Origin of the sequence: Streptomyces cyaneus, assembly GCF_004028635.1 — a bacterium.
GTDB lineage: Bacteria > Actinomycetota > Actinomycetes > Streptomycetales > Streptomycetaceae > Streptomyces > Streptomyces cyaneus.
This window is the reverse complement of the sequence record NZ_RQJW01000012.1, coordinates 192,242-211,813: the sequence shown is the minus strand read 5'-3', so window position 1 is coordinate 211,813 and position 19,572 is coordinate 192,242. Positions and strand designations below refer to the sequence as shown.

16 protein-coding genes are annotated in these 19,572 nt (G+C 71.0%); 7 read left to right on the top strand and 9 right to left on the bottom strand.

From position 1 onward, the window contains the following. Positions 1-39 precede the first annotated feature (39 nt). Positions 40-894, bottom strand: coding sequence for a hypothetical protein (locus tag EHO50_RS36320; protein ID WP_128435484.1), 855 nt, complete (start codon positions 892-894; stop codon positions 40-42). A gap of 240 nt (positions 895-1,134) precedes the next feature. On the opposite strand from EHO50_RS36320, the gene EHO50_RS36315 reads away from it, so the two are divergent. Then, positions 1,135-1,584: an ATP-binding protein gene (locus EHO50_RS36315; protein WP_128435483.1), complete on the top strand. Its 450-nt coding sequence runs from the start codon at positions 1,135-1,137 to the stop codon at positions 1,582-1,584. Positions 1,585-1,606: 22 nt separating this feature from the next. On the opposite strand, the gene EHO50_RS36310 is transcribed toward EHO50_RS36315, so the two are convergent. Further along, positions 1,607-2,908, bottom strand: a complete 1,302-nt coding sequence (locus EHO50_RS36310; RefSeq protein WP_128435482.1) for a phospholipase D-like domain-containing protein — start codon at positions 2,906-2,908, stop codon at positions 1,607-1,609. Positions 2,909-3,142: 234 nt separating this feature from the next. On the opposite strand from EHO50_RS36310, the gene EHO50_RS36305 reads away from it, so the two are divergent. Next, positions 3,143-4,087 carry an intradiol ring-cleavage dioxygenase gene (locus EHO50_RS36305; RefSeq protein ID WP_128435481.1) on the top strand — a complete coding sequence of 315 codons (945 nt, stop codon included), beginning with the start codon at positions 3,143-3,145 and terminating at the stop codon, positions 4,085-4,087. Positions 4,088-4,098: 11 nt separating this feature from the next. Continuing rightward, positions 4,099-4,932 (top strand): triphosphoribosyl-dephospho-CoA synthase, encoded by an 834-nt coding sequence (locus EHO50_RS36300; RefSeq protein ID WP_128435480.1) that lies wholly within the window; start codon positions 4,099-4,101, stop codon positions 4,930-4,932. On the opposite strand, the gene EHO50_RS36295 is transcribed toward EHO50_RS36300, so the two are convergent. The 4 genes from EHO50_RS36295 to EHO50_RS36280 form a co-directional block, all read right to left on the bottom strand. Continuing rightward, positions 4,907-6,136: an MFS transporter gene (locus EHO50_RS36295; protein WP_128435479.1), complete on the bottom strand. Its 1,230-nt coding sequence runs from the start codon at positions 6,134-6,136 to the stop codon at positions 4,907-4,909. The two genes, EHO50_RS36300 and EHO50_RS36295, sit on opposite strands and share 26 nt — an antisense overlap. Before the next feature lie 68 nt (positions 6,137-6,204). Further along, entirely contained in the window at positions 6,205-7,551 is a 1,347-nt protein-coding gene (gene pdxR, locus EHO50_RS36290) for a MocR-like pyridoxine biosynthesis transcription factor PdxR (RefSeq protein ID WP_128435478.1), read from the bottom strand. A gap of 103 nt (positions 7,552-7,654) precedes the next feature. Continuing rightward, a complete protein-coding gene (locus EHO50_RS36285; protein WP_128435477.1) occupies positions 7,655-9,112 on the bottom strand; it encodes an aminopeptidase P family protein in 1,458 nt (485 codons plus the stop codon). A 144-nt stretch (positions 9,113-9,256) separates the two neighbouring features. Next, a complete protein-coding gene (locus EHO50_RS36280; RefSeq protein WP_425472345.1) occupies positions 9,257-10,705 on the bottom strand; it encodes a PP2C family protein-serine/threonine phosphatase in 1,449 nt (482 codons plus the stop codon). 563 nt (positions 10,706-11,268) lie between these two features. Between EHO50_RS36280 and EHO50_RS36275 the strand changes: the two genes are divergently transcribed. Further along, positions 11,269-11,928: a bifunctional DNA primase/polymerase gene (locus EHO50_RS36275; protein ID WP_128435475.1), complete on the top strand. Its 660-nt coding sequence runs from the start codon at positions 11,269-11,271 to the stop codon at positions 11,926-11,928. Between the two features lie 56 nt (positions 11,929-11,984). Continuing rightward, a complete protein-coding gene (locus tag EHO50_RS36270; protein WP_246101743.1) occupies positions 11,985-12,653 on the top strand; it encodes a hypothetical protein in 669 nt (222 codons plus the stop codon). Positions 12,654-12,896: 243 nt separating this feature from the next. Here the strand turns inward: EHO50_RS36270 and EHO50_RS36265 are convergent, their stop codons facing one another. From EHO50_RS36265 to EHO50_RS36255, 3 genes are all read right to left on the bottom strand, one after another. Next, on the bottom strand, positions 12,897-13,886 hold the full coding sequence (locus EHO50_RS36265; RefSeq protein ID WP_128435474.1) for a DUF5926 family protein: 990 nt from the start codon (positions 13,884-13,886) through the stop codon (positions 12,897-12,899). Between the two features lie 149 nt (positions 13,887-14,035). After that, positions 14,036-14,674, bottom strand: a complete 639-nt coding sequence (locus EHO50_RS36260; RefSeq protein WP_128435473.1) for an ATP-binding protein — start codon at positions 14,672-14,674, stop codon at positions 14,036-14,038. Between the two features lie 246 nt (positions 14,675-14,920). Beyond that, positions 14,921-15,748 (bottom strand): glycerophosphodiester phosphodiesterase, encoded by an 828-nt coding sequence (locus tag EHO50_RS36255; protein WP_128435472.1) that lies wholly within the window; start codon positions 15,746-15,748, stop codon positions 14,921-14,923. Between the two features lie 276 nt (positions 15,749-16,024). Between EHO50_RS36255 and EHO50_RS36245 the strand changes: the two genes are divergently transcribed. Together EHO50_RS36245 and EHO50_RS36240 are read left to right on the top strand one after the other, a co-directional pair. Beyond that, entirely contained in the window at positions 16,025-17,584 is a 1,560-nt protein-coding gene (locus EHO50_RS36245; RefSeq protein WP_128435471.1) for a S1C family serine protease, read from the top strand. Between the two features lie 339 nt (positions 17,585-17,923). Beyond that, complete coding sequence (locus EHO50_RS36240) at positions 17,924-19,495, top strand: serine/threonine-protein kinase (RefSeq protein ID WP_128435470.1); 1,572 nt, start codon at positions 17,924-17,926, stop codon at positions 19,493-19,495. Positions 19,496-19,572 lie beyond the last annotated feature (77 nt).

Below are 19,572 nucleotides of genomic sequence, written 5' to 3'. Positions count from 1 at the left end.
CCCTCATCCCCACTTCAGTGGAGTGGCGGTCGCGTCGTGTCAGGCGGCGAGGACGAGTGCGGCGGTCGGCGGACCGCGCCTGATCACCGTGTGCTGGAGTGCGAGGGTGGGGGGCTCGGACGGGCCGATCCACCCGGCGCACTGGATGCGCGGACCCGCCTCGGGCGCGCCCGGCAGCCCGGCACGCAGGGCGCGCACCAGCGCGAGCGCCCCGCGCAGGGATCGTACGGACGCCCCCTCGGTGACCGAGTGCGCCGACAGGGCGGACATCTCGACGATCCGCAGCAGGGCCAGATCCCCGCGCCGCAGCAGCCACCCCGCGACGACCGCCGCGAGAACGTGGGCGAGCACCATGGGCAGGGACGGCAGCAGCGAAGCGCCGAAGCCGGTGGCGGAGTCCGTGACGGTGGACAGAGCGTCCTTCGACGGGTGTGCGGCATGCGCCCCGGTGGCCGGACCGATCCGCGCCTCGGTGAGGAGGCGCTGGGCCTGGGCCGGACTGATCGCCGCCACGGCGGTCCCGCAGACGAGCCGCGCCGCCTGCGCCACGAGCGCGGCGTCGGACATGGAGGCGGCGGACGCGGAGGAGGCTGCGGTGGCCGCCCCCGCACTCGCCCCGTGCTGCCCGAGCCCGAACAACGTGTGCAGCACGGTCTGGCCGACCGCGAGCAGCACCGCGATCCCGGGCAGCGAACGCTCACGTCCCGCGAACGGCACCGTGACCAGAAGAACACCGAGGAACCCCGCGCCCAGCGTCCACAGCGGGATCGTGGCGCAGGAGCCCAGTAGGTGCCCGACCGCGGCCAGCACGACGCAGACCGCGGCGAACACCGCGGCCCGCAGTATCCGGAGATCCCTTCCGGAGCGCGCCGTGCGCGGGTGGGGGGCAGTCATGGCGGGCTCATCATCGCACTGGCCTCATGGCCGCCATGCGGCAGGTCCGCAAGATGAGGTACGGGCGGTTGAGGACCTACGACCGGAAGATCACTCTCTGGTATGAGCCGCCCACACATACACCGATTCCAGCGTGGGCGCATCGACCATATGGGCGGCATCACGTCAATGATGTGCTTACAGCGGGGCACTCGCGGCAATACGTAACGGTATGTCGAGCCGCGGCCAGGAGGCTGGAGCATGAGCATCTGGTGGTCACTCCATCTGCGGCGGGAAGCCGCGAGCGTGCCGCTCGCCCGGCGGTTGCTGATCGGCACCATGGAGACCGCGGGCGTCGACCCCGATGTGTCGTACGACCTCTCCGTCGCCCTCAGCGAGGCCTGCGCGAACGCCGTCGAGCACGGCGGCGACACCGCGCCCGACGGCTCCCCCCAGGCCTACCGCGTCACGGCCTACCTCGACGGCGAGAAGTGCCACATCGAGGTCACCGACTCGGGCCCCGGCTTCACCACCCCGCCCCGCGCCCCGCGCCCGGCGGCCACCGATGCCGAGCACGGCCGAGGGCTCTGTCTCATCGAGGAACTCGCCGACCACGTCCAGATCGGCAACAAGCCGGGTCGGGGCGGGGCGGTGGTGAGCTTCGACAAGATCCTCAAGTGGCGGGAGGACGCGCCGCTGATGGCCGTGTAACGGCCCTCACCTCGCGCGCCCGTCAACCGCCGCAAGCAGAGCGGATCCTGTAGAAGGCGCTCAGGTACCTCGAGTGGTACGACGCGCCGGTGATCCGCACGATCGCCTCGTCGGCCGAGCGCAGTGACGACCCGGTCAGGTTGGCGCTGCCCGTGTAGACGCGCGGGGTGATGTCGCCGTTGTAGTCGCCGTCGAGCAGGATCTGCTTGTTGTGCGGGCGGACGTCGATTCCGGGACCGTTGGGAATGCGGCATCTGCGGTGCTGGATGCCGGCGGCGTTCAGCCGGCTGGTGATCACGGAGTCGCTGTCGGCGTAGACGATGTCGATCCAGCAGCCCCGGCCGCGCAGCTGGGCCAGTTTGTCGGCGACCTGGCGGCGGGAGCCGAAGAAGCTGTGCGTCACGATGCGGATGTCGGTCTGGTGCGGCAGCCCGTCCGCGCCGGTGTAGACGCAGCTGACCTCGTTCAGCACGTTGACGACGGTGTCCGTGGCCGGGTTGTTGTACGAGGCGTCACCGCGTGGGAAGAAGTAGCCGCGGTAGGTCGAGCCGGTCGGTGTGGAGAAGTAGGCGTTGTTGTTGCCGCGTGCGAGGGTGCGCCCCTGGCGGAGCTGCTCGTGGTACGAGGCGTAGGCGTTGTAGACCGTGCTGTCCGTGAAGGTGACGGCGTCGTTGAAGGACTCGACCTTGTACCAGTCGGAGAGGTTCGAGGAGGTCTGGAAGACGACCCTCGAATAGCTGGTGCCGTCGTCGAAGGGCCCGATCCTCGAGAAGAGGAAGAACTTGTTGTGGTTGTAGGCCGGTTGGGGCGGAGCCACGGCCAGGCAGCCGCGCTGGACGTCGTCCACCCCGTCGGCGTCCTCGAACCGGTCGTCGCAGACGACGACCCAGGAGCGGGCGGTTGTGCTGGTTCCGAGCGCGGCCCTAAGTGACCGGTAGGGCGTGTTGAAGAACTCGGCGCCGTCAGGGCCCACATAGGTCGAGTCGTCGAGGATGAGCCTGACGTCGACGCCACGCCCATGGGCGGCGATCAGCGCGTTCGCGACCTCCTGGTCGATGAACTCGTGCATCGAGCCGCGGATCTGCGCCCCGGCGGGTGTCGCTTCGATCAGCCGGACGAGCTGGGTGAAGATCGCCTTCTGCTGTGCCGCCGTGCCCAGCGGGTCGTTGAACACGGGCCCGTTGATGACCGGCTTCGTCAGTGCGGCGGCTGGCGTCGCACTGCCGAGGAGGAGTGCGGTCACCAGGGACAGCACGGTGGCGACGGTGGGCAGCACCGAACGGAGAAAGCGCGCCGGGCTCGGGCGTACAGGCGAACGGGTCATCGTCTTCGCTCTCCTGGGCAGGACAGGGCAGATCGCGGAAGTGACCAGTTCTCTTTGCCCGGGAATGCGATAAACCCACCGGTAGCTACTCATTTGGGGTAGCCGGTGAGCTGTACGGGTGACGAACCCATCAACGGACAGCCCCGGCTGCGAACTTCAGCTCCCTCAGGACTCACAGCCTCCGCACAGCGCCACCTCAAGCTCCTGACGGACGGCGTCCCTAATTTCCTGGTCATGACGGGAAGCCACAAGGACAAGTCGATCACTCGGCGCCGCGCGATCGCGGTGACCGGAGGAACGGTAGCGGCGGGCGGGCTCGCGGTCGCCGGTTATCAGGCGGCCTTCGCCGACACCGGCACCACCGCGACGGACGCCGCGGCGACGGCCACCACCACCGCCTCGGAGAGCGCCGGCAGCTGCATGACGCTGATGTCGAGCGTCACCGAAGGTCCCTACTACCTCGACAACGCGCTGGTCAGAAAGGACATCACCGAGGGCAAGAGCGGTGTCCCGCTGACGCTGCGCCTCACCGTCGTCGACGCCACCGACGGCTGCACCCCGGTCTCCGGTGCGGCAGTGGAGATCTGGCACTGCGACGCCTGGGGCTACTACTCCGGCTACACCACGGCCAACCCCGGCGGCTCCGCGCCCGCCGAGAGCGAGGACGGCTCGACCGCCAACGACAACACGTACCTGCGCGGCTACCAGATCGCCAACGCCAACGGGGTGGTCAAGTTCGAGACGATCTTCCCGGGCTGGTACACCCCGCGCACCTGCCACATCCACCTCAAGGTGCACACCGGCGGCCAGAAGGAGGACGGCACCTACGAGGGCGGCAAGGTCAACTACACGGGCCAGCTGTTCTTCGCCGACGACATCGCCGAGGAGATCTTCACGCTGGAGCCCTACTCGAAGCACTCCGGCAGCTACACCACCCTCGACAACGACATGGTCTACGACGGCGGCGGCGCCTCCAGCGGCCTGCTCACCCTCAAGGCCGTGCACAAGAAGGACCCGTCCAAGGGCTACAAGGGCTTCCTCACCCTGGGCGTCGACCCCGACGCCGAGAACACCGGCGCGGGCAGCGGCGGCGGTGGCGGCGAGGGCGGTACGCCGCCGAGCGGCGCCCCCACGGGCACCCCGCCCAGCGACGCCCCGTCGGCCTCGGCGTCCTCGTAGGGGGTACGGCCATGAGCAGCCGCGAGGACGAGGCGCTGGCGCAGGCCGCCGTGACCGCGCTGACCGGGCAGCTGGCCCTGGCTCCCAAGCCGGGCCTGCCCGACCCGCGTGACCTCGGCGCCCGCGTCACCCGCCGGGACCACTGCATGCTGCGCTGGTCGGCCAGGGCGCTCACGCCGGGCCTCACGGCGATGGCCGCCGCAGCCCGGCGCACGGGCGAGCCGACGCCCGGGCTGCGCAGCGAACTGGGCGCGATCGGCAGGTGCACCGAGCACTCGGTCCACCTCGCGGGCGGCGGACACCGGGGCGCGCTGTGGGCGCTCGGCCTGCTGGTCGCCGCGGCCGCGCTCGACCCCCGGGCCGGGGCACGGGACGTCGCCGCCACCGCCAAGCGCATCGCCGCGCACACCGACAAACGCGCCCCACGCAGGCCCTCCCGGGGCTCCTCGGTGTCCGCGAAGTACGGCGCCGCCGGGGCGCGGGGCGAGGCCCGGGCCGGATTCCCGCACGTACGACGGGCGCTGGACGCGCTCGCAACCGCCCGCTCGGCCGGCGCCACGGAGGAACAGGCCCGCCTGGACGCCCTGCTCACCGTGATGTCCACCCTCCAGGACACCGAACTCCTCTACACCGCGGGCCCCATCGGCCTACGGCAGGTCCAGGCGGGCGCCCGCGGAGTCCTGGAAGCGGGCGGTACGGCCACCGAGGCCGGCGCGGCGGCCCTCGTCGCCCTCGATACCGACCTGCACGCACGCGCGTGGAGCCCACGGGGGAGTGCGGGGCTGCTGGCGGGGGCGCTGTTCCTGGACTCGCTGCCCGTCACGGCACGAGCTCGGGCTGCCTGACCATCTGCTCCGCCCGGCGGCCGGCGGCCCACCGTGCCGCCGGTCCCATCCCGTACGACGCCGCCAGCATCGCGGCGCCCAGCAGCAGCCAGCCCGGCGTCCCCCACTCCACGAGCAGGCCCGTCAGAAGGAGCGGGCCGAGGGTGCGGGCGATCGTGACGCCGGTCCCGAACAGGCCCTGGTACTCGCCGACGCGGCCCTCCGGGGCCAGGTCGAACGACAGCTGCCAGGAACCCGCCGACTGCCCCATCTCGGCGACCACTTGAAGCACCGCACCCACCACCAGGAAACCGACGGCCACCCACAGCGAGGCGCCCGCCGACAGCGCGAACACCACACACGCGGCGAGCATCACCCAGCCCGCACGACGCACCGCGCGCGTGGCGGTGGCCAGACCCGTGACGCCGCGCGCCGCCCTGACCTGGAAAAGCATCACCGCACCGGTGTTGAGCACGAACAGCGCCGAGACCAGCCAGGCCGGCGCCTCGGTCCTGCGGGTGATCCACAGCGGCAGCACGAGGCTGAGCAGCGGCAGCCGGAGCAACAGCACGGTGTTGAGGAGCGCGACGGCGGCGTACGGGCGGTCACGCAGGACGCCGAGGGAGCCACGTGGCCGCACGGAAACCGGCTCCACCGACGGCAGCCGCACCAGCACCCCCGCACAGACGACGAAGCTCACCGCGTCCAAGGCGAGCACGCCGAGATACGCCTCCCGCGTCCCGGCGTTCAGCGCCAGCCCGCCCAGCGCCGCCCCCACCGCCAGCCCGGCGTTGAGCGTGGACTGCAGATGCGCGAGCAGCCCGGTCCGGTCCCCGGCGGACACCAGCCCGGCCAGCAGCGCCTGCCGGGCCGCGGCCAGCCCCGACTGGGCGGTCGCGTAGGCGCAGGCGGCCGCCACGAACGGCACGAAGCCGTCGACGACGAGGAAGGACGCCACCGCGAGCGCCGTCGCCAGCGCGAGCAGCACCGCGGTGCCACGCGGCCCGCGCCGGTCGGCGAGCCGCCCGAGAGGCACCCCTGCCAGCGAGCCGACGGCCCAGGCGACGGTCAGTCCGAGCCCCACGCGCGCGGGCGCGAGGCCGACGACATGGGTGAAGTACAAGGCCGACGTCACGTAGTAGGCGCCGTCGCCGATCGAGTTGGCCAACTGGGCCGAGGCCAGCACGCGTTGTGGGCCGGCGGGCGGGAGAAGGCGGGTTGTCATGCCAACGACGTTAAAGATGCCGTGGACCTCTCAACAGGCCCAATACTGAGGCATCTAACTGGTCCAATTCACGCCCTGCCCAGCACCTTCACCAACACCTCCAGCGCTTCCGGATACACCCGCTCCCGAGGTGTCCCGTACCCCACGACGAGCCCCTGCGGCCGTCCCTCGCCGCCGCCCGGCGTATGCCAGTGCTCCCCCAGATGCCCTACCGCGAGCCCTTCCGCCTCCGCCCGCGCCAGCACCTCCGCCTCGTCGTCGACCTCCACCAGCGCGTGCAGCCCGGCCGCGATCCCCCGCACCCGCCGGCGCGCCCCCAGCCGGTCCAGGAGCTGATCCCGGCGCCGCCGATACCGCAGCCGACAGGCCCGCACATGACGGTCGTACGCGTGGCTGTCGATCAGCTCGGCGAGCGCCAACTGGCCGATGGACTCGGTGTGATGGTCACTGTGCAGCTTGGCGTCGGCCACGGCGTCGACCAGGTGCGGCGGCAGCACCATCCAGCCGAGCCGCAGCGCGGGCCCGAGGGTCTTCGACGCGGTCCCCAGATACACCACCTGCCCCGGCGCCATCCCCTGCAGCGCGCCGACGGGCTGGCGGTCGTAGCGGAACTCCCCGTCGTAGTCGTCCTCGACGATCAGTCCGCCACGCGCGCGTGCCCAGTCGCCGATGGCCCGCCGCCGCTCCGGATGCAGGGTCACACCGGTCGGATACTGATGCGCGGGCGTGACGACAACGGCCGAGCAGTCCCCCAACTCCTCCGCGCACGCCCCTCGTTCGTCGACGGGCACGGGCACGACGGCGCCCCCGTTGCGCCGCACCACCTCCCGATGGAACGGCAACCCCGGATCCTCCATGGCGATGACGCCGCCCTCCAACACGCGCGTGAGGAGGGCCAACCCCTGCACATACCCGGAGGTGATCACGATCCGCTCCGGCGGCGCGATCACCCCACGCGCCCGCCCCAGATACCCCGACAGCGCGGTCCGCAACTCGATACGACCGCGCGGATCGCCGTAGTCGTACGCCGGCGAGGGCGCCGTGGCGATGGCCCTGCGCAACGCCCGCAACCAGGCAGCCGCCGGAAACGCCCCCACGTCCGGACTCCCCGGCCGCAGATCAAAACGCGCCTCACGCGCGCGTGCGGCGGCCTCCGGCGGCCCGGCGTCGACGGGAGGCAGCGCGGCCACTCGCGTACCGGCCCCCTGCCGGGCGGTGAGATACCCCTCGGCGACAAGCTGGTCGTAGGCCGCCTTCACGGTGTTCCGCGAGATGCCGAGCTCGTCGGCGAGCCGCCGGGTAGCAGGCAACCGCTCCCCGGGAGCAAGCCGCCCGTCCCGCACGGCATCGCGCAGGGCACGCTCGAGCCCCGCACGACGCCCTTCACCGACGTCGGCCTCCAGATGCAGGTCCACCCCAACCCCCTAGGGGCGCGGGGAACTGCGCGACAAGCCCCCACAACCCGCAGACCGCGACGACGGCCGGACACCCCTTTGGCACCCGGCCATCAATCCGACGTCAGCCCTTCAAAGAGGCCATCCAGCTCTCCACCTCATCCGACCGCCGAGGCAGCCCGGCGCTCAGGTTCCGGTTCCCATCCTCCGTCACCAGAATGTCGTCCTCGATCCGCACCCCGATCCCCCGGTACTCCTCCGGCACGGTCAGGTCATCGGCCTGGAAGTACAGCCCGGGCTCGACGGTCAGCACCATCCCCGGCTCCAGCACACCCTCCACATACGTCTCCGTCCGCGCCGCGGCGCAGTCATGGACGTCCATGCCGAGCATGTGCCCCGTCCCGTGCAGCGTCCACCGCCGCTGAAGCCCCAGCTCCAGCACCCGCTCCACCGGCCCCTCGACGAGCCCCCACTCGACGAGCCGCTCGGTCAGCACACGCTGGGCCGCGTCATGGAAGTCCCGGTACTTCGCCCCCGGCTTCACAGCCGCGATACCGGCCTCCTGGGCGTCGTACACGGCGTCGTAGATCTTCTTCTGGATCTCGCTGTACCGGCCGTTGATCGGCAGCGTCCGCGTCACGTCGGCGGTGTAGTACGTGTGGGTCTCGACGCCCGCGTCGAGCAGCAGCAGGTCACCCGAGCGCACGGCCCCGTCGTTGCGCACCCAGTGCAGCGTGCAGGCGTGCGGGCCGGCCGCGCAGATGGAGCCGTAGCCGACGTCGTTGCCCTCCACGCGCGCGCGGAGGAAGAACGTGCCCTCGATGTAGCGCTCGCTCGTCGCCTCGGCCTTGTCGAGGACCTTCACCACGTCCTCGAAGCCGCGCACGGTCGAGTCGACGGCCTTCTGCAGCTCGCCGACCTCGAACGCGTCCTTGACCAGCCGCGCCTCGGACAGGAAGACCCGCAGCTCCTCGTCCCGCTCGGCGGTGACCTTGTCGGTCAGCGCGGACTCGATGCCGGCGTCGTAGCCACGGACGACACGCACGGGCCCCGTCGCCTCGCGGAGCTTGTCCGTCAGCTCGCGCACGTCGGAGGCGGGGATGCCGTACAGCTTCTCCGCCTCGGTCAGCGAGTGCCTGCGGCCGACCCACAGTTCGCCCTGGCCGGACAGCCAGAACTCGCCGTTCTCCCGGTCGGAGCGCGGCAGAAGGTAGATCGTCGCCTTGTGACCGTCGGCGACGGGCTCCAGGACGAGCACGCCGTCCTCGGTCTGGTTGCCGGTGAGATACGCGTACTCGACCGAGGCCCGGAAGGCGTACTCGGTGTCGTTCGACCGCGTCTTCAGGTTGCCCGCGGGGATCACCAGACGCTCACCCGGGAAGCGCGCCGACAGCGCGGCACGGCGGGCAGCCGTCTCGGCGGCCTGGGGGATCGGCTCCAGGTCGCGCAGCTCCGTGTCGGCCCAGCCGGACTTCATGCTCTCGGCGAGCTCGTCGGACACGCCCGGGTACAGGCCGTTCTTGCGCTGCTTGATCGGCTCTTCCGACTCTTCCGGGGTCTCCGGGGTGAGCTCGTCGGCCACGGTCTTCCTCCTCGATACGGCACTGGACCCCGTCCATCGTACGGTCGTGGAGGGGAGCGCCCAGGGCGAAAGACCGCTTGCCCGCCGCTGCTATGGCGCAGACCACGTGCCTGTTATGGGGAGTGACCGAAGGTCAGCGCGCCGCTACTCGAAGCGAGCCGCCAGCAGTACGACGTCCTCCTCGCTGTCCGTCCGGTCGAGCCCGTCCGGCAGCACGGTGCGCAGGACGTGGTCGACGACGGCGTCCGGGTCGTGCCGGATCGCCCGGGGTACCCCGGCCGCCGCCGCGTGCAGCCGGGCGAAGGCGCGGTCGGTGGCGTCACCGGTGCGGTGCAGCAGCCCGTCGGTGTAGAGCAGGACCGTCTCTCCGGCTTCCGCCGTCAGCTCCACGCTCGGCGCCTCCCAGCAGGCCAGCATGCCCAGCGGCGCGGACACGGAGGTCTCCACGAACTCCGTGCGCCGATCGCCGATCAGCAGCGGCGGGGTGTGTCCGGCACCGGCGAGCGTGATCTTGCGCAGGGAGGGCTCGCAGTAGGCGAACAGGGCGGTGGCGGAGCGGGCCGGCTCGGTGAGTCTGAGCAGCAGTTCCAGGTCGGACAGGACCGCGACCGGGTCCTCGCCCTCCATGACGGCGTACGCCCGCAGGCTGGCCCTCAGCCGGCCCATCGCGGCGACGGCGCTGGGCCCCGAACCGGTCACCGAGCCGACCGCCAGGCCGAGCGCGGCGTCCGGCAGCGGCAGCGCGTCGTACCAGTCGCCGCCCCCGCGCGGGCCGGTACGGTGCCGCACGGCGAGCTGGACGCCGGCCATCCGGGGCAGACGGGAGGGGAGCAGCTCCTCGGCCATCGTCTTCATGCACGCGCGCGTGCGCTCGATTTCGAGGAGCCGGGCCAGGTGCTCGGTGGCGTAGCGCGTGTACAGGCCGACGAGGTGGCGCTGGCGCTCGGCCGGTTCGGCGGGCTCGTCGTACAGCCACACGGCGGCGCCGAGACGGCCCGCGGCCTTGGTGGACAGGGGGAGCGCGTAGCTCGCGGCGTAGCCGAGGCGTGCGGCCACCTCGCGGTGGCGGGGGTCGAGCCCGTCCTCGGAGAGGAGGTCCGGCTGGGCGATCTCACCGTCGCCACCCGGCAGTCCGTCGAGGATCCTGCCGTACGACATCGCACTGCGCGGGACGGTCTCGATGTGGCCGAGGTCGGCGCGGGCGAGGCCCAGCCCGATCGTCGTGTCCGGGCCGAGCCCGTCGGCCGGTTCCAGTACGACGAGACCGCGCCGGGCACCCACGAGGGCGGCTCCGGCGCGCAGCAGTTCCTGGAGGGCTTCGGCGAGGGCGTCCGTGCGGGCCAGCCGCTCGGTGAGTTCATGGAGTGTCGTGAGGTCGGAGACCCAGCCGGCGAGACGGTCCTGAAGCAGCGCCCCTGGTGCGTTGGGCGGGGGGACCGCTGAGGTGCCCGAGGTCGCGGGCGCGGGCGCGACAGTGTGTGCGGGCGAGGGAACCGTCGAATCGATTCCGGCCACTTTCGGAGGGTGAGGGGCGTTCATGGCGTCCGGCTTTCCGACCGGTGCGTATTGCTCAAAAGCATCGCAAACCCCCATGTCATTCTGCGCCGCTAGCAGTGTCTCCACATGTACACGCACTCGTTAGGGGATGTCCAGCATTGTCCTGCCGGGATTCCTGGTGTCCGTGGGTAACCAGAGCACTTGCCGTAGACCTCTTGCGTAAAGGCAAAGTTGGCTTAAAACTGCCTCAGGGAACGGGGTATTGCGGTCGACTGGTTTCGCTCCACAGAGCGTCACAGCGGTCGTGATGGGTACGTACTCGGTGAAGGCCAGGGGTGGTTGACAACCACCCGGAACCTGGTGACGGACCCGGGCGTCTTAGCCACCGACGACCGGCCCCATCCTCCCGTGGCGGAGGCGAAGAGAAATACGCGCGACGCTAAACGCCAGACTTCGCCACCCCACGCCACGCCCATGCTTTTGATAGACGCAGTATGGACGAGGTAGCCGCGGAAGCAGTCAACGTTCGGCCCATAGGGGTTCCCCTTGCCCATGGCAGGGGTGTGATGCGCCAACAGGTACGCACAGTGAAGTGATCGACACATGGTGTGATGTGACCACGGTGTTGCCAGCGGTGCAACGGAAAGGAACGAGCGCTCATGCGCGAGATCCTCGGAAGGCGACGCAGGCTCCTGCGTAGCGACGGGAGGCCTGAACTGATCAGCGCGGCCCTGACCTTCGCGACGGAATGGCGCTGGCCGGTACTCCCAGGCGTGACGACACACCCGCAGGGGCACTCCCGCTGCGGCTGCCCCGACCCGGAGTGCACGGTGCCCGGCGCCCACCCCTTCGACCCCGGCCTCCTTGCGGCCACCACCGACGAGCGCATGGTGCGCTGGTGGTGGGCCAACCGGCCCACGGCGCCGATCATCCTCGCCACCGGCGGCACGGCACCCTGCGCGGTCAGCCTCCCCGCCCTGCCGGCCGCCCACGCACTCACCGCACTCGACCGCATGGGCATGCGCCTCGGCCCGGTCGTCGCCTCGCCCGCCCGCTGGGCGATCCTGGTGAAGCCGTACTCCATGGAGCAACTGGGCGAACTGCTCTACGCCAAGGACTTCGTCCCCGGCTCCCTCCGCTTCCACGGCGAGGGCGGCTACATCGCCCTGCCCCCGTCCGAGACGGGCCAGGGCCCCATCAGCTGGCAGCGCGCCCCGCTGCCCGGCTCGGCCTCCCCGTGGGTGCCGGACGTTCAGGCCGTGGTGGATGCCGTGGTTGAGGCCCTCACTCGTACGGGTGTGAGCGCGCCCGAGTTGTAGGGCTGTCCGGCGCGCGTGGGTCAGCGCACGCGTGTGTGGTCGTTATCTTCCGCTATATGCCGCGTCAAAACAGGGGAAATAGGGCACCGTCGTCGCATCGCCGCGGGCCGAATCGCAGAAGAGTCCGACTGATCGCCTTCGCGTCCGTCGCGGCGGCGGCGGTCGCCCTGCCGCTGGCCTGGGCGGCCGCCGGCCAGGTCGTCGACGCGAGCCGGGCCGCCGAACGCACGTCCGCGCACAAGGCCGCACGGCCCTCCCCCCGTGCTCCGAGGGACGGTGCCGTACGTCCCTCCCGCCCCGCCGACGCCAAGGCGCCCTCCGCCGGGCTCGCCGACTCGTCGCTGCTGCTCGGCCTGGGCCTTGCCACCGCCGCCCGCTGCGGTCCGGAACTCACCTCCCCCGAGGGCGTCGAGGCGCAGACCTGCGTCCTCACGCAGGGGGACGAGACCTGGGCGCGCACCTACTTCCGCAATGCCACCGGCGGCGCGCTGGACTCCGTACTGAGTCTCATGGGGCCCGGTGGACGCACGGTGCAGATGCGCTGCGCCGGAGGCGCCGAGGACGAGCCGGGGACGTGCGAGACGCCCCGGGAGCGCACTCGGGGGAACCTGGACGCCTACACGGCGGTCGCGGAGTTCGCGTCCCGGGCCGGGAGGGGACCGCTGCTGCTGCGCTCCGCGAGCAACTCCTCACCGGGCAATTCCGGGGAACCTACGGGCGGTTGACAGCCGGCGTCATTCCGTAAAGGAGTGCGCACATGGAAAGACCCGGTTGCTGGCGACGGGGGATGCACCAGCAACCGGGCTAATGGAACGGTAACAAGAGATCGGCGGTTCGCAAATTCGATCCGGGCTTTCCAGTCACGGATTCCCTTGCTCCGCAGGGGAGTTGTGATCGGATTCACCCCTCCCGGGCGGACCGGTTCGGCTGAACGGCCGTTCAGCCGAACCCGATCTCCGCAGTGCTCGTCAGCTGAGCGTGACCTGCCGGTTGGTCAGGCCGCCACGCGCGCGACGCTCGTCCGGCGTGAGCGGAGCGTCCGTGGCCAGGGCCGCGGCGAGGCGCTCGGCGAACTCCGCCGCCGGCTTCTCCACGTCCTCCGCGCCGACGCCGCTCGGCAGGTCCCAGACCGGCACGGTGAGGCCGTGAGCGCGGAAGGAGCCCACGAGACGGGTGCCCTCGCCGAGGTTCGACTTCCCTGCCGCGTGCAGCCGCGCGAGAGCGTCCAGAAGCTGCTCCTCGGGGTGCGGCATGACCCAGCGCAGGTGGTTCTTGTCCGGCGTCTCGCACCAGTAGGCGGCGTCCACGCCGGTCAGCCGCACGGTCGGGATGGCCGCGGCGTTGGCCCGCTCCAGGGAGGCGGTCACCTCCGGAGTGGCGTTCTCCGCGTCCGGGACCCAGAACTCGAAGCCGGGGTGCACAACTGGCTCGAACGTGCCTTCGGGGTCGAGCAGATCCTGCAGTCGCGGACCGTCGGCCGGGGCACGGCGGCCCTGGACCGGGGTGCCGGGCTGTGCGGTCAGGGCCTGCTGGAGAGTGTCGGCGAGGTCGCGGCTGATGTCGCCCGAGGCCGTGTCGTTCTGCAGGCCGAGCAGGACCGAGCCGTCGTCTCGGCGCAGCGCCGGCCAGGCCATCGGCAGGACGGTGGCCAGGGTGACGGACGGGACGCCCTCGGGGAGGCCGCCCTTCAGGTGCAGCTCGACCGTGGCGGCCGGCACCAGTTCGCGCAGCGCCACCCAGTCGCACTCGCCCGGCAGGCCCTCGAACGGGCGGTGCACCAGCTCGGTCACCGCCTGCGCGGCGGCCCGGCCGTGGCAGGCCTTGTAGCGCCGGCCGCTGCCGCAGGGACAGGGCTCGCGTGCGCCGACGACCGGAACCTGTCCATCAGCGCCTGCGGCGCGGGCCTCGTCGCTGAGCTGCGGGCGCTTGGCCTTGGTCTGGGGTCGCTTCTTGGCCATCGTGGGTGTCTCCCGGTTACGGCTCGTCTCGTACGGCGCGAGCCTAGCCGTTCATGCCATGCGTGACGGGAGCCTGTGGACAACCCACCGCGTCGTGCCGGGAAGCGGAGCTTCGGCCGGACCGGTGCTTCGAGCCGTTCGTCGGAGTTTCAGTCCAGGTCGTCGAAGGCGTCGGCGAAGTCGAGGCCGGATATCGCGCCCACCGCCGGCGCTGCGACGCGCGTAGCGAAGTCATGGCGGCGGTGCCCGGCATCCGGATCATGAACGTCGTCGTGGACTATGACCCAGACCGTGACCTCGCCCCGGGCGTCGTCGCGTACACCCCAGTCGTCGGCGAGAGCGGTGATGATGTTCAGCCCACGGCCGCCGTGCGCGGTGACCGAGGGCGTGGCCGGAGCAGGGCGGGTGGGCCCGCCGCCGTCCGTCACCTCCACGGTGAGCCTGCCGCTCGCGTCCACGCGCCATGCGGCCCGGACGTCACCGTCCCCGGACAGTGCGTCACCGAGCGGCCGGCCGTGTTTGCAGGCGTTGCTCAAGAGTTCGGAAAGAATCAGTACGGCATCGTCGATGACCGATTCCGCCACGCCGCCCCTGCGCAACTGAGAGCGCATACGGTGTCTCGCTTCCCCCACGCCCGCAGGGCCATGGGGTACGGCCATGCTCGACGACGTGGGCACCTCCTGTGCCACCACCAACGCCACCCCCGAGACCTCCTTTGCCCCACGCCACGGTGTGGATGCCCCATTGGCCTGTACCGGAAACCGGCCAATCAAGGTCCGGTGACGCACTCGCAACGATCGAATACGGACCGAACGCGCCGGAGCACTCCCTGTAATCGAGATGGCTGGAATTCGACGGTGTGACCGAGAGTGGAGGATGGGGCTGAAGGGGCTGTGGGGTCAAGAGGTTGCGCAGGGGTTGATGAGGTTTTAGTGGTTTCCGGGTGTGCGGTTTGCGGAGGCCACTTGGTTCGGCCGTTTGCTTTGGCCGTGCGTCGGCCGCATGGCGGGCCGTATGTCGGCCACGCGCGCGTGTCAGCGGCCGAGCTGGCGCAGCACCGCGCGGGGGCGGTTGGTGATGATGGCGTCGACGCCCAGTTCGGCGCAGAGGTCGACGTCCTGGGGCTCGTTCACGGTCCAGACGTGCACCTGGTGGCCGGCCTTCTTCAGGCGCTCCACATACGCCGGGTGACTGCGCACGATCCGGATCGAGGGACCGGCGATGTGGACACCCGCGGGCAGCCGTCCGTCCCGCAGCCTGGGCGAGACGAACTGCATCAGATAGACGGTCGGCAGCGTCGGCGAGGCGGCACGCACGCGATGCAGCGAGCGCGCCGAGAAGCTCATGACCCGCACCGGGGACTCGTCGGCGGAGGCGGGCGCGTCGAGCCCGAACCGCTTCAGCAGGACCAGCAGCCGCTCCTCGACCTGCCCCGCCCACCGGGTCGGGTGCTTGGTCTCGATCGCCATTTCCACCCGTCGCCCCGCGTCCGCGACGAGCTCCAGCAGCCGCTCCAGGGTGAGGACGGAGGTGTCCTCGGGGTCCTCCGGCCGGAACTCCCAGTCGGGCTCCTCGGCCCGGTTCTTCCATGAGTCGCGGTTCTTGCGGGAGCCGAAGTCCAGGGCGGCGAGCTCGGCGAGCTCCAGGGCCGAGACCGCGCCGCGGCCGTTGGACGTACGGTTGACGCGGCGGTCGTGGACACAGACGAGATGGCCGTCCGCGGTGAGACGTACATCGCACTCGAGGGCGTCCGCACCGTCCTCGATCGCCTTCTTGTACGCGGCCAGGGTGTGCTCGGGAGCGTCTTCGGAGGCTCCGCGATGGGCGACGACTTGGATCTGCTGCTGCCGTGCTTGGGTCACCGCGTCATGGTCCCACCGCAGGCGGGTAGACGTGCGGCCGGAGCAGTCTCGAAGGTGCTGGGATTGCGCCTGTTCAGTCACACATGCCCTATATAAAGAATGGCCGTGGACCCACAGCCACCGCTTATGGTGCTCTGACGGCCCGTGGGAAAAGCTGACGGCATACAAAAAGACATGCACAGCTGAAGCGCACCGACCGCCGACAAGTACTGCCAGCGTGAACGGGCGTGACCGAGTGCGACCGAAAACTACAGCCGTGGATCGAGGAGAGAAGCTGTGAGCACCGAGAACGAGGGCGCCGCGGTACCCCCGGCCCCGTCCGCACCTCCCGTGCCGGTGGATGCTCCTGCTGCTCCGGCATCCCAGGAGCGCCCGGCTCCCGAGGGCGATGCCGCCCCGACCACCCCGCTCCCCCCGGTGCCGAACGGCGCCCCGGCGAACTCGAACGGCACGCAGCCGTACGCCACCGACGCGGGCGCGAACGGTGCTCAGCCGCCCGCCGCCCCGGCCGCCTCGAACGGAGCCCAGCCGCCCGCCTCCCAGGGCTCGGCCCCCGACGCCTCCTGGCCGCCTCCGCCGCCGCCCACGTCGCCGTACGCCGACAGCGGTGTCGCCGCAGGTGGTGCCGGTGCCGGTGCCGGTGCCGGTGCGGGTGCGGGTTCCGGTGGTGGTGCGGGCTTCGGCTGGGGTGCCAGTTACCAGCAGCCGGCGCCGAAGTCCGACCGGGGACGCGGCGGGCTGCTCGCCGCGGTCCTCATCGCCGCGCTGGTCGCGGGCGGCCTGGGCGGCGGCCTCGGCTACACCCTGGCCAAGAACGACGACAACAGCTCCTCGACGACCGTCTCCGCCGCCGACAGCGGTGGCGACATCAAGCGCGACCCGGGCACGGTCGCGTCCGTGACCGCCAGGGCGCTGCCGAGCACCGTCACCATCGAGGCCGAGAGCAGCAGCGGCGAGGGCGGCACCGGCACCGGCTTCGTCTTCGACACCGAGGGCCACATCGTCACCAACAACCACGTGGTGGCCGACGCGGTGGACGGCGGCAAGCTCACGGCGACCTTCCCGAACGGCAAGAAGTACGACGCCGAGGTCGTCGGCCACGCGCAGGGCTACGACGTGGCGGTCATCAAGCTCAAGAACGCCCCGTCGGACCTCAAGCCGCTGACGCTGGGCAACTCCGACGATGTGGCGGTCGGCGACTCGACGATCGCGATCGGCGCCCCCTTCGGCCTCTCCAACACGGTCACCACGGGCATCATCAGCGCCAAGAACCGCCCCGTGGCCTCCAGCGACGGCACCGGCAGCAACGCCTCCTACATGAGCGCCCTGCAGACGGACGCCTCGATCAACCCCGGCAACTCCGGCGGCCCGCTGCTGGACGCGCAGGGCAACGTCATCGGCATCAATTCCGCCATCCAGTCCGCCGCCAACGGCTTGGGCGGCACCAGCCAGTCCGGCTCGATCGGCCTCGGCTTCGCCATCCCGATCAACCAGGCCCAGTACGTCGCCAAGCAGCTGATCAAGACCGGCAAGCCGGTGTACGCCAAGATCGGCGCCTCCGTCTCCCTGGAGGACACCACCGGCGGCGCCAAGATCACCGAGCAGGGCGCCAGCGGCTCGGACGCGGTCGAGGCGGGCGGCCCCGCCGCCAAGGCCGGCCTCAAGCCGGGCGATGTCATCACCAAGCTCGACGACAGGGTGATCGACTCCGGCCCCACCCTGATCGGCGAGATCTGGACCCACAAGCCCGGCGACAAGGTCACGATCACCTACGAACGCGGCGGCCAGTCCCACACGGTCGAACTCACCCTGGGCGCCCGCACGGGCGACAGCTGACGCAATCGGCCACGCGCGCGTACGTCCGGCTCCGACCAGAGTCGACGTCACGCGCGCGTGTCCGTTGTCGCCCTCGCCGCGGGAAGAGGCGGGCGCCTTCGGGAGAAGCGGGAACCAGGACCCACGCACCCGCGTCCTCCCCGCCGGGAGGGCGCCCTGTCGCACTGTCGTTCGCTGAGGCGACGGCATGGGTGGACGGCCAGGGAACCGCTCGCCGGGCTGTGGATCGCGCTGCGCGCGCGGGGAGTTGCCGTCGGAAGGCGACCGTGTCCATACGTTCGGATGGGCTATCGTGCCTTCTCGACCTCGACTGTTCGCGAATGGGAAGCGGAGCCGCGAATGGGAAGCAGACAAGGGGACGGTCTCGCGGTGTCCGATCTCGGGCGGCTCGTCGCCGGCAGGTACCTGCTGGTGGAGCGGGTGGGCAGCGGCGGTATGGGAACCGTCTGGCGTGCCGAGGACAAACTGCTCGGCCGCCACGTCGCCGTGAAGAAGCTGCGCATCCCGCCGCACCTGCAGGACGACGAGGTCCGCACGCTCTACGAGCGCACTCGCCGCGAGGCCCGCAGCGCAGCCCGGATCACCCACCCCAACGTGATCGTGGTGCACGACGTCGTCGATGACGAGGGCCTGCCGTGCATCGTCATGGAGTACGTCCCCTCGGTCACACTGAGCGACGTCCTGAAGCGCCGAGGCGCACTGCCACCCGAGGAAGCCGCCCGGATCGGCCGTGCCATGGCCGCCGCCCTGCGCGCCGCCCACGACGCCGGGGTCCTGCACCGGGACGTCAAACCCGCCAACGTTCTGCTCGGTGACGACGGGCGGATCGTCCTCACCGACTTCGGGATCGCCATGGAGTCGGGGACGTCCTCGCTGACCAAGCCCGGCGAGTTGATCGGCTCCATCTGCTACCTGGCGCCCGAGCGGCTCAGGGGCGCGCATCCCGAGACCGGTCCCGCCAGTGATCTGTGGGCCCTGGGGGCGACGCTGTACCAGGCCGTCGAGGGGCAGGACCCGTTCCGCCGCGCCACCCCGATCGAGACCGCGTACGCCATCGCCACCGATCCGTACGAGCCCTCGCGCAGGGCCGGCGAACTGACCCCGGTGATCGAGGGTCTGCTCGTCAAGGATCCCGAACAGCGGATGGACGTACACGAGGTCGAACGCCGCCTGGACGAGGTGACCGGCACCCGAACCGCCCGCCTCGATTCACCCACGCGCCCGGACCGCGCAGAGGACCTCACGCCTCCTGGCGGGAAGGGCAAAGACAAGGGCAACCGCCGCCGTACGGTGGTCCGGTCGGTCCTGGCGGTGACCCTCGCCGCCTGTCTGGCGGGCGGCGCACTGTGGTGGCTCAAGGCCGGCGCCGATGGGCCGAGTAAGCACACGTCCGGCTCCGAGGCGTCCACTCCCTCCCCGACCACCAGCCCCAGCCCCAGTCCCAGTCCCACCGTGCCGCCGGTGCCCGCCGGGTACCACCTCGAGAACCCGGACACCGGCATCTCCGTGCCCGTGCGAGACGGCTGGACCCGCAAGACGTTGCCCGGCGGTGAGGTCGGCTACATAGACCCGTCGGGCCTGGTGGGCCTGAGGGTCAACGTCGTCGAGTTCGCGGGCACCGATCCACTGCAGCACTGGCGTGAGACGGAAGAGGAACAGACCGCCCGCGACAACCCCGGCTATGAACGCGTGAGGATGGCCGAGACGACCTTCCGGGGACAGCCTGCCGGGTACTGGGAGTTCACCTTCGACGGCAGGGCCCGCAAGTACCGAGCGGCGGAGCTCGCCTTCGCGAGAGCCGACGGCACCCAGTACGTCATCTACCTCTCCGCGCCGGACGAGCAATGGCACGAGTACCGGCCGATCTTCGACACCGCCGTCAACGGAGTCCGCCTGAACGACGACGCGTGAACGACGACGCCTGGACCTCGCATCCCGCACAACGCGTCAGGCCGGTACGCTGTATCCGCTCCGCCCCTGGTGGGCAG

Excerpts from the sequence above, each read along its gene's own strand:
- EHO50_RS36240 (WP_128435470.1), top strand. The coding sequence starts at position 17,924 with ATGGGAAGCAGACAAGGGGACGGTCTCGCGGTGTCCGATCTCGGGCGG.
- EHO50_RS36305 (WP_128435481.1), top strand. The coding sequence starts at position 3,143 with ATGACGGGAAGCCACAAGGACAAGTCGATCACTCGGCGCCGCGCGATC.
- EHO50_RS36320 (WP_128435484.1), bottom strand. The coding sequence starts at position 894 with ATGACTGCCCCCCACCCGCGCACGGCGCGCTCCGGAAGGGATCTCCGG.
- EHO50_RS36315 (WP_128435483.1), top strand. The coding sequence starts at position 1,135 with ATGAGCATCTGGTGGTCACTCCATCTGCGGCGGGAAGCCGCGAGCGTG.
- EHO50_RS36300 (WP_128435480.1), top strand. The coding sequence starts at position 4,099 with ATGAGCAGCCGCGAGGACGAGGCGCTGGCGCAGGCCGCCGTGACCGCG.
- EHO50_RS36275 (WP_128435475.1), top strand. The coding sequence starts at position 11,269 with ATGCGCGAGATCCTCGGAAGGCGACGCAGGCTCCTGCGTAGCGACGGG.
- EHO50_RS36295 (WP_128435479.1), bottom strand. The coding sequence starts at position 6,136 with ATGACAACCCGCCTTCTCCCGCCCGCCGGCCCACAACGCGTGCTGGCC.
- EHO50_RS36310 (WP_128435482.1), bottom strand. The coding sequence starts at position 2,908 with ATGACCCGTTCGCCTGTACGCCCGAGCCCGGCGCGCTTTCTCCGTTCG.
- EHO50_RS36270 (WP_246101743.1), top strand. The coding sequence starts at position 11,985 with ATGCCGCGTCAAAACAGGGGAAATAGGGCACCGTCGTCGCATCGCCGC.
- EHO50_RS36280 (WP_425472345.1), bottom strand. The coding sequence starts at position 10,705 with ATGGGGGTTTGCGATGCTTTTGAGCAATACGCACCGGTCGGAAAGCCG.
- EHO50_RS36265 (WP_128435474.1), bottom strand. The coding sequence starts at position 13,886 with ATGGCCAAGAAGCGACCCCAGACCAAGGCCAAGCGCCCGCAGCTCAGC.